The following is a 13,492-nucleotide window of genomic DNA, read 5'->3' as shown; positions in this document are numbered from 1 at the left end:
GCTAATCCCTCTTTTCATTATTTATTAGTTTATTTTGATTAAAAGAAAATTTGTTTTTCTTTACTATTGTCTCATCAGAATTTTCTTTTTTATCATTCTTAACTATGTTTTTATCTTCCTTAGATTTTTCATCATCAATTTCTTTAGTTTTTTCTGAATTTTTCATCTCAGCATTATTTAATTTATCATTTTTTTCTTCAATCTTTGAATTTTTTTCTAAGTTTTCTTTTTTTCCAAAAATATTTTCTACAATCTCTTTTGCCAAAGACAAGTAAGCTCTTGCTCCCTTAGATTTTTCATCATAAGATATAACAGATTTTCCAAATGATGGCGCCTCTGCGAGTTTTATATTTCTTGGAATCATAGTAGAGAATACTTTCTCTTTAAAAAATGATTTTACTTCTTCTACTACTTCATAAGATAAATCCGTATCCTTATCAAACATACAAAGCAAAACTCCCTCAATTTCCAAATCTTCTTTTATGGATTCTTTTATTGTTTGATAAGTTTTTAATAGCTCGCTCACTCCCTCAAGAGCATAGTATTCTGTTTGAATAGGAATAATTATAGAATCACTAGCTACAAGAGCATTTAAAGACAAAAGTCCCAAAGATGGCGGGCAATCTATCAAAATAATGTCAAAATCTTTTTTTATTTCTTCAATGATTTGGCTAAGCATTTTCAATCTTTCCACTTCATCAAGACTTACAAGTTCTACTTCAAGACCTGACAAGGAATTTTCGCTAGCTATTAGATAAGGACCTTCCTCACTTTTTAAAATATATTCCTTGTAATTATCCCCTTCATCATAAAATATTTTGTATATTGATTTTTCAAGTTCATTTTTATCAAAACCAAGACCTGTTGTTGTATTGGCTTGTGGGTCAAAATCAATAACCAATACTTTTTTATTAAGTCTTGACAAGGATACTGCAAGATTTACAACACTTGTAGTTTTTCCTACTCCACCTTTTTGATTAAATATCGATATTGTCTTCATACTTACCTCTCATAATAATTATAGCAAGATCCAAGGCTCGATTTTTTGCAAAAAGTCTTGCCTTATTCCTATCAGCTGAAAATTGAAATTTTTTTATAACTTTTTGATTCTTATATTTTATTGCAAGAATCACCTCTCCCTTGTGGGCATAGCCAGTTGATCCTATACAAAGACTTGACTTTGTTATTTTGTATAATCCTTCCACCATTTCGTTTGCACACTCAACACTTACTGCACTATATTTTTCTAATGTTTCACGTGAAACATTTAAAATCTTTTCTTTAATTTTATCTGAATAAGTTATATAGGATTCCTCTATTACATCACTTGCACCACTTATATCTATTATTGATGAAGCAATCAATCCTCCAGTTATAGATTCACAAGTAGAAACTTTTTCATTTCTTTCTTTTAATAAATTTATTAAAGTTTCTTCTTTTCTTAAACCATCATCAGAAATAAACAAATTTCCAAAAACATTTTTAACTTCTTTTTCTTTTTCATTTAATAAAAAATCTGCTTCTTTTTCGCTTTTAGCCTTTGCAGTAATTCTTAAAAATCCACCTTCATTATCAAAATAAGGAGAGATGGTAGGATTTGTTGATGACAAATCAATTCTATTTGCCATATCCCATTCTCCCAAAAGTCCTATTCTTAAATTCTTCGATTTAATAATAGCATCTTTTTTTAAATAACTTGAAAGTTTATTTTCAAACATATATTCCATTTCTCTTGGTGGTCCAGGAAGAAGAATTATCTTAGTCTTATCTCCCATTATGCAACCTGGAGCTGTTCCTTTGTCGTTATCTAAAATGATTGCACCTTTTGGAAATTTTGCTTGCTTTAAATTTACCTTAACAGCTTTTTTGTTATTAGAAAAATAACTTTCAATTCTTTCTTTTGATTTTTTATCAATTTCTACTTGGTCTTCTTTTCCAATAACTTTTATGGCAACTTCTTTGCTTATGTCATCTTCAGTTGGTCCAAGCCCTCCTGTTACAAAAATATAATCAACTTTTCCATAAGCATTTTTCATTGCTTGGTACAATCTATCAAAATTATCTCCAATAGTTACCATCTTATAGACATCTATTCCATATTCTGTAAGTTTTTGCCCTATAAATTTCGAATTTGTATCTGTAATATTTCCTAATAAAATTTCTGTTCCTACAGAAAAAATTTGTGCTTTCATAAATCCTCTTTTCTCTATAATAGTATAACATATTTTCAATAAAAAAATGTTTCACGTGAAACATTTTTTCTTTTATTTATTTTATTTTTATAAAGGATTTTTCTTTGGTTGATTTTTTCCTCTAGGATATTTTTTTTTCGTTGACCTTACTTTTTTTATCAAAATATTTTTTCTTGTATTTCCGTAAAGATCAATTGTGTCAATATTAATTAATTCTCCTCCCAAAATTTTCAAAGCATTTTGTGCTTGTTCATATTCTTCTTCTGCTTTGGGACCTTTCATAGCTATAAATATTCCGCCAACTTTTAAAAATGGAAGAGCATATTCTGAAAGTGTTGATAAGTTTGCAACTGCTCTTGAAATAACCATATCAAATTCTTCTCTATGATCTTTTGCGTAATCTTCTGCTCTGACATGAACAGCTTTAGCTTTTTCAAGTTTTAATTCTTCTATTACTTCATTCATAAAATTTACTTTTTTATTTACTGAATCTATCAAAGTTAAATCAAAATCTTTTTCAATTCTTAGAGGTATTCCTGGAAATCCAGCTCCTGATCCGATGTCCAAGACTTTCATTCCTTTATTTATATATGATTTTATAGTAAGAGAGTCTTCAAAATGTTTTATCCTTATTTCTTTCGGATCATCTATGCTTGTTAGATTAAATTTTTTATTTGTTTCTATGAGCATTTGTTCATATATTTTAAACTTATCCATTTAAATCTCCCGACTTGAGTCTTATAAGAAGTACATTTATATCAGCTGGCGAAACTCCTGAAATTCTTGAGGCTTGACCTATTGAATCTGGCTTTATTTTATTTAATTTTTCTGCTGATTCTTTTTTTAATCCATTGATTTTACTGTAATCAATATCATGGTCTAGTTTTTTGTTTTCAAGTTTTTTGAATTTTCCTATATCTGCCATTTGTTTTTTGATATAGCCTTGATATTTGATTTCTGTTTGAACTTGAATTTGTTGGAATTTTGGCAATTCTGGTCTATCAGGATCTAAAACTTCCAATTTTTTATAAGTTAATTCTGGTCTTTTTATAAGATCAAACAAACTATATCCAGTTTTTATAGGATTTGAACCTATTTTTTCTAGAATTTCATTATTTTCTTCGTTAGGACTAATCATTACATTTTTTAATCTAGAAATTTCTTTTTCAATATTTTCTCTTTTTGCCACCATTTTTTCATAACGTTTATCTGATACAAGTCCTATTTCATGTCCTTTTTCTGTAAGCCTAAAATCAGCATTATCTTGCCTCATTGTAAGTCTATATTCGCACCTTGAAGTCATCATCCTATATGGTTCATTAGTTCCTTTAGTTACTAAATCATCAATCAAAACCCCAATATAAGCATCAGACCTATCAAGAATTAAGGCATCTTCTCCTCTTAATTTTAAAGCTGCATTTATTCCTGCAATAAGACCTTGCCCTGCGGCTTCTTCATATCCACTTGAACCATTTATTTGTCCTGCAAAAAATAAATTTTCAATCTCTTTTGACTCTAAACTTCTTTTTAAATTTGTAGAATCAAGGCAGTCATATTCAATTCCATAAGCTGGTCTAATTATCTTACATTCTTCCAAGCCTATTATAGTTTTATAAAATTCTTTTTGAACTTCTTGAGGAAGAGTTGATGAAACGCCTTGAATATACATCTCATCTGTTGAAAGACTTTCTGGTTCAATAAAAACTTGATGAATATCCCTATCTGGAAATCTCACCATTTTATCTTCAATTGATGGACAATATCTTGGACCAATCCCTTTTACAAGACCTGCATACATTGGTGACCTATCCAAATTTTCCATAATAATTTCCTTAGTTTTTTCTGTTGTATATGTCAAATAACAGGCTTCTTGTTTTTTATCTGAAAAATCTTTATCTTCATTTAAAAATGAAAAGGCAACAACATTTTCATCTCCTTTTTGAATTTCAGTCTTTGTTAGATCTAGACTTTTCTTATCAACTCTTGCTGGGGTTCCAGTTTTAAAACGTCTTAATGAAAAACCTAATTGCTCTAAACTATCGGATAAATGAGTTGCTGCAGATAAACCGTGTGGACCTGATGTTTTTTGAAAATCTCCCATCAAAATTTTTCCATTTAAATATGTTCCTGTGCAAACCACACAAGCTTTTGTAGGAAAAATTGCCCCTTGAATTGTTTCAACGCTTTTTACTTTGCCATCTTCAATATTAATTTTATCTACTTCTTGTTCAAACAAATCAAGATTTTCTTGATTTTCAAGAGTTTTTTTCATCTCTTGATGGTATTTGATTTTATCAGCTTGAACTCTCAATGAATGAACAGCAGGTCCTTTTGATGTATTTAACATCCTTGATTGGATAAAGGTTTTGTCAATATTTATTGCCATCTCTCCACCCAAAGCATCAATTTCTCTTACTATATGTCCCTTTCCTGTTCCTCCAATATTAGGATTACATGGCATATCAGCCACTGATTCCATACTTGTTGTAAGAACCAAAGTTTTAAATCCAAGCCTCGCAGAAGCAAGTCCCGCCTCACAACCAGCATGACCTGCACCTACAACAACTACATCATAGGCTTCATCTATATATTTATGATTTTTATTTTCTAACTTATTATTTTCCAACACAAAACTCCCTAAATACCTTATCCATTATTTCATCTGAAACAGTTTCTCCTATTATAAGTCCCAAATCATCATAAGAAGATCTCAAATCAACTTCTACACAATCAATAGGAACATAAGCTTTTATATCATTTAATGATGATTGCAATTTTTTTCTTGAAGAATTTAATAATCTTTCATGTCTTAAATTTGTTATCATCAAAGATTCCTTATTTAATTCTTTTGAATCAAAAATATCAAAAATAGCTCCTTCTAATTTATCAACTCCATCTCGTGAAACCATAGATGTTTCGATAATTTTAAAAGAATCATCAAAATCACTTTTTGAAATTTTTGAATCCAAATCAATTTTGTTTAAAATTATAATAGCATTTTTTCCTTTTAACATATCCAAAATCATCTTATCTTCGTGATCTAGTTTTCTGGACCTATCAAATATTGCTATAATAAGATCTGCATCTTCTGCTAATTCTTTTGATCTTTGCACTCCTATTTTTTCAACTTCATCGTGGGTTTCCCTAATTCCTGCCGTATCATTAATTTTTAAAGTTAAATTTCCAAGATTTATATACTCAGTTATAGAATCTCTTGTAGTTCCAGGAATATCTGTAACAATTGCCCTGTTTTCATTTAATAAAACATTTAAAAGTGAAGATTTTCCTACATTTGGCTTGCCAATTATAGTTGTTTCAATCCCATCTTTTACAAGTTTTCCCTTATTTGCTGTTGCTAGAAGTTTTGAAATTTCATCATAGGCCTTTTGCATAAAAGCTATAATATTATCAACTGGCAAATCCTCTCCATCTTCGGTAAAATTAATCGAATATTCTATTCTTGATAAGGCCTCAAGTTCTATATTTCTAATTTCCTCAATTTTTTCTCTTAACAAACCTGATAAGTGTTTTAAGCCTTGTTTTTGTGATAATTCATTGGTTGAATTTATAATATCAAGAACCGCCTCAGCTTGGGATAAATCTATTCTTCCATTAAGAAAAGCTCTTTTGGTAAATTCTCCCCTATCTGCAAGCTCACAGCCCATATCCAATAATAAATTCAAAATATCTCTTACAGAAATCATTGAACCGTGGCAATTTATCTCGCAAATATCTTCTCTTGTGTAGGTATTTGGTCCTTTCATAAAATTAACCATAACTTCATCAAAAATACGGCCGTCTTTTTCTATATGACCGTATCTCATCATCCTATTATCTTTTTCTTTATCTAAAGCCCTCTTATTTATTGGCTTAAAAATCTTTTTTATAATGTCAAAAGATTTATCGCCACTCATACGAACTATAGATATACCACCACTACCTTGTGGCGTAGAAATTGCTGCTATTGTAGATTCACTCATAATTCATCCTTTCTAAAATGACTGTTTACCTTTGACATAAACAAAATTTTCATTCTTTCCATATTATACATTAATTTTATCAATTAAAAAAGATGTTTCACGTGAAACATCCTTTATATTAATCTAATTTATAATCAACTACAACATATCTTTTTGGTTCAATTCCTTCTGAGTGAGAATCAAGCTTATCATATTTTGAAATTTGCTCATGAGCAAGTCGTCTTTCATAGGAATTCATATATTTTAAGTTCCAACTTTTTCTTGTTTTTAAAACTTTTTTGCACGCCTTATCAGCAAGCATTACAATTTTATCATCACGTCTTTTTTTGTAGTTATTTATATCAATATTAAGCTTAACCTTGTTTGATCTTGCTTTTATAATTTTTCTTATTACAGTTTCAATTGAATCAAGGGTTCTTCCATTTTTCCCAATTACAATTCCTGTATCTTTTGGATCAATTTTTGCATCAAGCTTAATGATGTTATCTTCTAAATTTCCAATAACTTTTACATCTTCAAAGTGCATTTGGATTAAAATTTCTTCTAACAAATCTTTTGCCTTATAATAAAGACTTACTTCGTCTTCTTTTTGGTCAGAATCTTCTAATTCATCTTCAAAATCTTCTTCTATTAAGTCTTCAAAAGATTCATTTATTTCATCCAAATTTTCTTTTTCATCCAATCCATCTTCAAAAGAATTTTCTTCTTCTATTTTTTCTGATAAATCTTCCAAATCAAATTCTTTTTCTAGCTCTTTTTTGCTATCTTCTTCAATTTCTTTCATTAATGAATCAATTCCCTCATTAATATCTTCATCATAAGAAATTTTAACAACAGCATCTTTTTGTCCAATTAAACCCAAAAATCCTGTAGATTCTTCTTCTATAACTTCAATATCAACTTCATTTATTGATTTATTAATTTCTTTCAAAGCTTCATTAATAGCTTCATCTTTAGTTTTTGCTGTTTTTACTATTGATCTTTTCATCTTTTTCCTCTTTATCTCTTTTGCTTAGGCCAACTAAATATTGTCCTCCAAGAATTAAAAGTCTTGCAAGTGAGCTTGTTGTCCAATATAAAGGCAAACCTGCAGGAAGGTTTCTAAATACAAAATAATAAATTACTGGCATAGCCAAAAGCATATTATTCATAGAACCCATACCAGGAGTATTTTGAGCTTGACCTTGAGGTGATGTTTTCATTGTGAAAAGTTGAACACCTAATTGGCTTATACTTGTTAAAAGTGGCAAACCATAAAATAAAGGATCTGCCTTAGAAAGGGTTGGTACCCATAAAAAATTATCTTTAACTTGGTGCATATCACCTGCAAATATAAATTTATTTGGATTTTGAATAACCCTATATAAAGATAAAAGTATTAATAATTGGAAAATCATAACCAAACATGAAGATATTCCTGGTCCTACACCTTCTTCCTTATATAACTGTTGCATTTTTTGTTGCATAATTTGAGGATCGTAGGCATATTTTTTCTTAATTTCTTCAACTTTTGGCTGAATCTCTCCACTTTTTGCCGCTTGTTTTTGTTGATTCATAGTCATTGGTATAGTAATTAATGATACCAAAACTGTCATTAAAATTATTGAAATAGCATAAAAACTTATATTAGATGGTTCAGTAAAATTATTTACTAAAGAATCATAAATAAATTTCATTAAGCTACCCAATATTTGTGCTATAAAACTTAACATTATCTCTCCTAATCTCTAGTGTAAATATAAAAAATCAATTGCTAGGCCGGATCGTATCCTCCTTTAGAAAAAGGATTGCACCTTAGAATTCTCCAACAAGCCTTAAAAAAGGCCTTAAAAAAATTGTACTTTTTAAAACAGTCAATAGCATATTGGCTACAAGTAGGATAATATTTACATTTTCCAGAGCCTAATAGTGGAGAAATAAACAATTGATAAAATCTAATTAATATTAGAAAAAGTTTATTTAACATATCTAATTTTCTTGTCCTTAAAGGCTTTACTAAGTACGTGTCCCAAAGAAGATTTAAGTTTTTGGTAAGTAAAATCTGTGGTATGTTTTTTTGGAATAATAATTATATCTACATTATTAATATTCCTATAATTTTCATAAACAATTGCCCTAAGTCTTCTTTTAAGTTTGTTTCTTTGATTTGCCTTGCCTATTTTTTTAGAAATAGAAAAGCCAAACCTTGGCCTATTTACACCGTTATTTTTTATAAAAACGGTAAAATCTCTATTGTAGTAGTGCTTAGATTTTTTATAAACTCTTTCAAAGTCTACATTCTTTCTTAAACTAAATTGTTTTTCCATAAGAATAAAACCTAACTTCTAACTTATCTACAATATAAAAAAGCCGTAGCTTTTTTATTATGCAGATAATTTCTTTCTTCCCTTTTGTCTTCTGGATTTTAAAACTCTTCTACCAGCGGGAGTTGACATTCTTTTTCTAAAGCCATGGTCTTTTTTTCTTTTTCTTCTATTTGGTTGATAAGTTCTCTTCATATTATCACCTCCTATTATTTTACGCTGTCTTTTATTATATTTAAATAATGGTAGAAAGTCAAGGTTTTAAATATAAAAATACAAAAATTTAAATTAAAAATTAATGCTTAAATTTTATAGGTTTATATTTTTATTTGAAAATAAAAAAATAATTCTTTAAATTTTAAAAAATTTAAAATTTTTGTGCGTAAATTTCTATTTTTTCTAAAATTTTAAAGCTAATATCAGTTTTATAAATTTTATGCAAATATCCACCGAATTTAAATTATTATTTATATGTGGATAAGTTTTTTTAATTATATTTTATACACAGACAATTTTGCTTGTTCTTTATTTGAATAATTTTTAAATTTCTTGAAATATTTTTTTAATAAATTCCTATAATCAAAGATTTACTCATAAAAATATTTACAAATTTTTATATTTTATCAAGATATCCACATTATCCACATAGTTTTAATTTTTCTAAATTTAAATTTATTTATCTTATCCAAAACTTATCAACATTTTGTGGATAACTTTACAAGATGGCTATATTAGTGTATAATCTCTTGTGTAAAAGATGATGATAAGTCTATTTTTTATTGATTTGCTTATATTTTTTGTGGATAAATTAATTGTATTATTTTATTTTTTTTAAAATAAGCAAAAATTTTCTCTAAAAATAAAGATTTATCCTATCCACATTAAAGTTATCCACAACTTATCCAAAATTTGGGGATAAGTCGAAAAATATAATTAACTTATTACAATTTACCATTTTGTTAAGTGTGGATAATATTTTATGAAAGAGAGCTGTAAGATGAATCTAGAATACATAACTAATGAATTAAAAGAAAAAATGAAAATGAATGTTCCAGATCTTCAACAATACGAAACTTGGATTGGAATTTTAAAGCCACTAAATAAATATGAAGATACTATTTATTTAGAAATTCCAAAAAATGATACTAAGTTTATTTTTGACCAAATTTGGGTTCCTCAACTCCAGTCTATTTTAAATGATATAAATAAGAGAGAAAATACGGCATATAAAATTGAAATTGTTGCCAAAGATGGACCTAATTATGATGAAGTTTTAAGTCTTGGAAAAAATGTTGATGATGATGGACAACTAAGACTTAATAATGTAAATAAGTATCCTAAACCTCTTCTTGAAAAAAATAATGTTTTTAAAAATTTTGTCCAAGGAAAATCAAATCAATTAGCTCTTGCAGCAAGCCAATCTGTTGCTGAAAATATGGCTAATTATAAGGTTTCAAGAGTTTATAATCCGCTTTTTATTTATGGAGCAAGTGGACTTGGAAAAACTCACCTTATGCAGGCAATTGCTCATGAAATTCTTGAAAAAAGAGATGATTGCTATGTGATGTATCTTTCTAGTGAGAAATTTACTAATGAAATGATTTCTGCTGTTAGAAATAATACTAATGAAGAATTTAGGAAAAAATATCGTTCTGTTGATATGCTTTTGATTGATGATATTCAATTTATTGCCAATAAAACTGGTACTCAAGAAGAATTTTTCCATACTTTTGAAGATTTATATAATCAAGGAAAACAAATTGTAATTTCATCAGATAGGCCACCTAAAGAAATCAAACACTTGGAAGATAGGCTTGTATCAAGATTTGGTTGGGGAATTATAGTTGATATTTCAAAACCTGATTTTGAAACAAGGGTTGCAATTTTACAAAAAAAACAAGATGAGCTTGGAGCTGTTGTTGATTACAAAATTTTAGAATATATTGCAGAAAATATTGAAACAAATATTAGGGATCTTGAAGGAGCCTTGGCAACTTCAATTGCTTGTGCAAAATCAAATAATAGATCATTTGTAAGCCTTGAGGATGCAAGACTTGGTGTAAGTTCAAGAGTTCATAATGATAGAAAAAAAATAAATGCAGAAGATATTCAAAAAAAAGTTGCTGAAAGATACCATGTAAAACTTGCTGATCTTAGAGGTAAATCTAGAAAAAAAGAAATAGTTATGCCAAGACAAATTGCTATGTATCTTTGCAGGGATCTTTTATCAATTTCTTTGGTAAGTCTTGCCAATGAATTTAATAGAGATCATACAACTGTTATGCATGGTCATGATAAAATTAAAGATTTAATGGAAGAAGACCAAGATTTTAGGCAAGAAATAGAAGAAATTATTAAAGAAATAAAAGCTTAGTTATCCACAAATTGTGTATAAGTTTGAGGATAAGCTTGTTTATAAGCTTAACTTTCTAAAAAAATTATTTTAGTCTGTGGATTGTGTGGAAAAGTGGATGACTTATAAAAACTTATCCAGAACTTATTATTTGAGTTTTTAATTTATAAATAAAGCTTTGTAAGACTTATCCACATATATACACTACCTAATACTAATACTACTAAGTTTATATAATATGTTAGGAGCAAACATGAAAATAGAAATTCAACAAAAAGATTTATCAAATAAAATTTCCATAGCTATGAAAGCTGTTTCGAGAAAAACCAATATACAAATACATGAATTAATATACTTTGAAGCAAAAAATGATACTTTAACACTAACATCATCAGATGGAGAAATATCTATTGTAACAAAAGCTAATTGTAAAGTAATACAAGAAGGCGAAATGGCAATAAATGCAAATATAATTGCAAATATCGTAAGAAAACTTCCAGATGAGCTAATAAAAATTGAGCTAGAAGATTCAAAAATAAAAATCAAATGCAATGGTTCAAACTTTAATATCCTAGCTTTTGATTATTATGAAAAGAAAAATTTCTCTATACCAAGCGTTGATTATTTAGAAATTCAAAATGATAAATTGAAAAGATCAATTTCACAAACAGAATTTGCAACAAGCTTGGACGAAACAAAACTTGCCCTTACAGGAATTTTATTTGAATTAAAAGATGGATATTTAAATTTTGTAGCCCTTGATGGTTATAGGGTTGCCCTTAAAAAATTAAAATTATCATATCCATCATCAATGGATAAGGCTAGGCTTATTATTCCAAGAAAATCTATTTCTGAATGGACAAGGATAATTGATGATGAAAAAATTACAAAAATTTATAAGGACGACAAGGATATAATTTTTGAATCTGGAGATACTACAATGTATTGCAAGGTAATTGATAAAAATTATATTGATTACACAAATATAATTTCAGATATTTCTACAACAAGCCTTGTTGTTGATAGGCAAGAACTTATTAATTCTTTGGAAAGAGCTCAATTATTAAACAATACCCAAAGAGCAAATCTTATAAAAATAAATATAGAAGATGATAAGTGCCTAATCGAATCAAATTCTGAAATTGGAGATTTGAAAGAAGTTTTACAAATTCAAAAAGAAGGCGATGATGTAAAAATTGCTTTTAATGCAAGATATTTGATAGAAGGAGTTAAGGCTTGTGATACCCAAACTATAAGAATGCATTTAAAATCATCTTTAAATCCATGCCTAATTTATCCAAACGAATCAAAATATGATGATGAAGAATTTACTTATCTTGCCCTTCCAGTTAGACTTGCAGAATAGGAGTTTTTATGGAAAAGATAGAATTTGAATGCGACGAGATTTTAGCAAAAGATCTTTTAAAGGCAACGGACATAGCCCGAAGCGGAGGAGAAGCCAAACATCTTATAAAAGAATATGGAATTTTGGTAAATGGCGAAGAATTTTTCCAAGCTGGCAAAAAACTTTATAAGGGCGATGAAATAGAATTTGACAATCAATTTTTAATAAGTCTTGTATAATGTGGATTCAAAATTTAAAACTCAATAAATTTAGAAATTATCTTTCTCAAAATATAGAATTTAATGAAAATATAAATATATTTTTGGGAGATAACGCCCAAGGAAAAACAAATTTACTTGAAAGCATATATTATTTGGCAAATGCAAAAAGTTTCAAATCCTTTAGGGACAAGGACCTTATTATGTTTAATGAAAAAGAAATGTCCCTTGATGGAATTATTAGAAAAAATCAATCTTTTAAAAATGTTCATATAGATGTAAATGAAAATAAAAAAGATATTTTTGTAAATGAAATAAAATATGACAAAAATAAGGATTTAAAATCTCTTTTCAAGTTGGTTTTGTTTACCCCAGAAGATTTAAATATAATAAAAGATGGACCAAATTTTAGAAGAGACTTGATTGATGATATAATAATTAGTGTTAATTTTAGCTACAAGGCAGTTAAAAAAGATTTTGATAAAATTTTAAGCCAAAGAAATAAATTATTAAAAAATCAAAGGTCAAAATATTTTAAAACTGAGCTTATGGCATTTGACCAGCAAATAATTAGGCTAAATTATAAAATTTATAGGTTTAGGGAAAAATATATTTCCCTAATAAATACCTATGCCAATAAAAATCATTTGAATCTTACAGAAAATAAGGAAAATTTAACCATAATTTATAAGCCAAACATCAAAGCAAATTCAATGGAAGAATATGGTGGAATATTTATGGAAAATATTTCTGATGATTTAAAATATTATAGGACTACATCAGGCAGTCAAAGAGATGAAATTGATATAATAATAAATGGCAAAGATACAAAAAAATTTGGATCTCAAGGTCAACAAAGATCTGCTATTTTAAATATTAAACTTGCCAATGTAAATTTAATAGAAAATACTAGCCAAGATAAGGCGATAATCTTATTTGACGATGTTTTTTCAGAACTTGATGAAAAAAGATCAAATTTTTTATTGGAAAATTTAGGAGAATTTCAAACAATAATTACAGCAACAAACACCAAAAGTTTGGATGGGGTTAGTAGGAGTAAAATTAGAAAAATAAAAGATGGTCGAATTAAATAATAGAAAG

Annotated in this window: 14 protein-coding genes; 4 read left to right on the top strand and 10 right to left on the bottom strand. The window is 27.8% G+C overall.

The features are described 5' to 3' along the window. Nucleotide 1 precedes the first annotated feature (1 nt). The 10 genes from HMPREF3045_RS05150 to rpmH all read right to left on the bottom strand — a co-directional run bounded on the left by HMPREF3045_RS05150 (nucleotide 2) and on the right by rpmH (nucleotide 8,670). Nucleotides 2-1,000, bottom strand: coding sequence for a ParA family protein (locus HMPREF3045_RS05150; RefSeq protein WP_070737568.1), 999 nt, complete (start codon nucleotides 998-1,000; stop codon nucleotides 2-4). Continuing rightward, nucleotides 978-2,192, bottom strand: coding sequence for a CinA family nicotinamide mononucleotide deamidase-related protein (locus HMPREF3045_RS05145; protein WP_070737565.1), 1,215 nt, complete (start codon nucleotides 2,190-2,192; stop codon nucleotides 978-980). Before HMPREF3045_RS05145 ends, HMPREF3045_RS05150 begins: the two co-directional genes overlap by 23 nt. An 87-nt stretch (nucleotides 2,193-2,279) precedes the next feature. Then, nucleotides 2,280-2,909 (bottom strand): 16S rRNA (guanine(527)-N(7))-methyltransferase RsmG, encoded by a 630-nt coding sequence (rsmG, locus tag HMPREF3045_RS05140; RefSeq protein ID WP_070737562.1) that lies wholly within the window; start codon nucleotides 2,907-2,909, stop codon nucleotides 2,280-2,282. Continuing rightward, nucleotides 2,902-4,818: a tRNA uridine-5-carboxymethylaminomethyl(34) synthesis enzyme MnmG gene (gene mnmG / locus HMPREF3045_RS05135; protein ID WP_070737559.1), complete on the bottom strand. Its 1,917-nt coding sequence runs from the start codon at nucleotides 4,816-4,818 to the stop codon at nucleotides 2,902-2,904. Before mnmG ends, rsmG begins: the two co-directional genes overlap by 8 nt. Next, nucleotides 4,808-6,172, bottom strand: coding sequence for a tRNA uridine-5-carboxymethylaminomethyl(34) synthesis GTPase MnmE (mnmE, locus tag HMPREF3045_RS05130; protein WP_070737556.1), 1,365 nt, complete (start codon nucleotides 6,170-6,172; stop codon nucleotides 4,808-4,810). The genes mnmG and mnmE overlap by 11 nt, the downstream gene beginning before the upstream one ends. A gap of 118 nt (nucleotides 6,173-6,290) precedes the next feature. Continuing rightward, nucleotides 6,291-7,160: an RNA-binding cell elongation regulator Jag/EloR gene (gene jag / locus HMPREF3045_RS05125; RefSeq protein WP_070737553.1), complete on the bottom strand. Its 870-nt coding sequence runs from the start codon at nucleotides 7,158-7,160 to the stop codon at nucleotides 6,291-6,293. Continuing rightward, nucleotides 7,126-7,884, bottom strand: a complete 759-nt coding sequence (locus tag HMPREF3045_RS05120; RefSeq protein ID WP_019118855.1) for a YidC/Oxa1 family membrane protein insertase — start codon at nucleotides 7,882-7,884, stop codon at nucleotides 7,126-7,128. The genes jag and HMPREF3045_RS05120 overlap by 35 nt, the downstream gene beginning before the upstream one ends. A gap of 41 nt (nucleotides 7,885-7,925) precedes the next feature. Beyond that, nucleotides 7,926-8,138 carry a membrane protein insertion efficiency factor YidD gene (yidD, locus tag HMPREF3045_RS05115; RefSeq protein WP_004839607.1) on the bottom strand — a complete coding sequence of 71 codons (213 nt, stop codon included), beginning with the start codon at nucleotides 8,136-8,138 and terminating at the stop codon, nucleotides 7,926-7,928. After that, nucleotides 8,128-8,478 carry a ribonuclease P protein component gene (gene rnpA / locus HMPREF3045_RS05110; protein ID WP_004839608.1) on the bottom strand — a complete coding sequence of 117 codons (351 nt, stop codon included), beginning with the start codon at nucleotides 8,476-8,478 and terminating at the stop codon, nucleotides 8,128-8,130. Before rnpA ends, yidD begins: the two co-directional genes overlap by 11 nt. A gap of 57 nt (nucleotides 8,479-8,535) precedes the next feature. Next, nucleotides 8,536-8,670 (bottom strand): 50S ribosomal protein L34, encoded by a 135-nt coding sequence (gene rpmH, locus HMPREF3045_RS05105; protein WP_004815746.1) that lies wholly within the window; start codon nucleotides 8,668-8,670, stop codon nucleotides 8,536-8,538. Between the two features lie 802 nt (nucleotides 8,671-9,472). On the opposite strand from rpmH, the gene dnaA reads away from it, so the two are divergent. From dnaA to recF, 4 genes are all read left to right on the top strand, one after another. Next, nucleotides 9,473-10,849, top strand: coding sequence for a chromosomal replication initiator protein DnaA (gene dnaA, locus HMPREF3045_RS05100; RefSeq protein ID WP_070737550.1), 1,377 nt, complete (start codon nucleotides 9,473-9,475; stop codon nucleotides 10,847-10,849). A gap of 232 nt (nucleotides 10,850-11,081) precedes the next feature. Continuing rightward, nucleotides 11,082-12,194 (top strand): DNA polymerase III subunit beta, encoded by a 1,113-nt coding sequence (dnaN, locus tag HMPREF3045_RS05095; protein WP_070737537.1) that lies wholly within the window; start codon nucleotides 11,082-11,084, stop codon nucleotides 12,192-12,194. Nucleotides 12,195-12,202: 8 nt separating this feature from the next. Beyond that, nucleotides 12,203-12,412 carry an RNA-binding S4 domain-containing protein gene (locus HMPREF3045_RS05090; RefSeq protein WP_070737534.1) on the top strand — a complete coding sequence of 70 codons (210 nt, stop codon included), beginning with the start codon at nucleotides 12,203-12,205 and terminating at the stop codon, nucleotides 12,410-12,412. Further along, a complete protein-coding gene (gene recF / locus HMPREF3045_RS05085; RefSeq protein ID WP_070607553.1) occupies nucleotides 12,412-13,485 on the top strand; it encodes a DNA replication/repair protein RecF in 1,074 nt (357 codons plus the stop codon). Before HMPREF3045_RS05090 ends, recF begins: the two co-directional genes overlap by 1 nt. The last annotated feature ends 7 nt before the right edge of the window (nucleotides 13,486-13,492 follow it).

Origin of the sequence: Anaerococcus sp. HMSC075B03 (assembly GCF_001815585.1) — a bacterium.
GTDB classification, from domain to species: domain Bacteria; phylum Bacillota; class Clostridia; order Tissierellales; family Peptoniphilaceae; genus Anaerococcus; species Anaerococcus vaginalis.
This window is presented reverse-complemented; position numbering and strand designations above follow the sequence as displayed.

What these genes read in the sequence shown, in the direction of transcription:
- dnaA (WP_070737550.1), top strand. Translation starts at nt 9,473, where the DNA reads ATGAATCTAGAATACATAACTAATGAATTAAAAGAAAAAATGAAAATG.
- yidD (WP_004839607.1), bottom strand. Translation starts at nt 8,138, where the DNA reads ATGTTAAATAAACTTTTTCTAATATTAATTAGATTTTATCAATTGTTT.
- HMPREF3045_RS05090 (WP_070737534.1), top strand. Translation starts at nt 12,203, where the DNA reads ATGGAAAAGATAGAATTTGAATGCGACGAGATTTTAGCAAAAGATCTT.
- jag (WP_070737553.1), bottom strand. Translation starts at nt 7,160, where the DNA reads ATGAAAAGATCAATAGTAAAAACAGCAAAAACTAAAGATGAAGCTATT.
- rnpA (WP_004839608.1), bottom strand. Translation starts at nt 8,478, where the DNA reads ATGGAAAAACAATTTAGTTTAAGAAAGAATGTAGACTTTGAAAGAGTT.
- dnaN (WP_070737537.1), top strand. Translation starts at nt 11,082, where the DNA reads ATGAAAATAGAAATTCAACAAAAAGATTTATCAAATAAAATTTCCATA.
- rsmG (WP_070737562.1), bottom strand. Translation starts at nt 2,909, where the DNA reads ATGGATAAGTTTAAAATATATGAACAAATGCTCATAGAAACAAATAAA.
- mnmE (WP_070737556.1), bottom strand. Translation starts at nt 6,172, where the DNA reads ATGAGTGAATCTACAATAGCAGCAATTTCTACGCCACAAGGTAGTGGT.
- HMPREF3045_RS05150 (WP_070737568.1), bottom strand. Translation starts at nt 1,000, where the DNA reads ATGAAGACAATATCGATATTTAATCAAAAAGGTGGAGTAGGAAAAACT.
- rpmH (WP_004815746.1), bottom strand. Translation starts at nt 8,670, where the DNA reads ATGAAGAGAACTTATCAACCAAATAGAAGAAAAAGAAAAAAAGACCAT.
- HMPREF3045_RS05145 (WP_070737565.1), bottom strand. Translation starts at nt 2,192, where the DNA reads ATGAAAGCACAAATTTTTTCTGTAGGAACAGAAATTTTATTAGGAAAT.
- HMPREF3045_RS05120 (WP_019118855.1), bottom strand. Translation starts at nt 7,884, where the DNA reads ATGTTAAGTTTTATAGCACAAATATTGGGTAGCTTAATGAAATTTATT.
- recF (WP_070607553.1), top strand. Translation starts at nt 12,412, where the DNA reads ATGTGGATTCAAAATTTAAAACTCAATAAATTTAGAAATTATCTTTCT.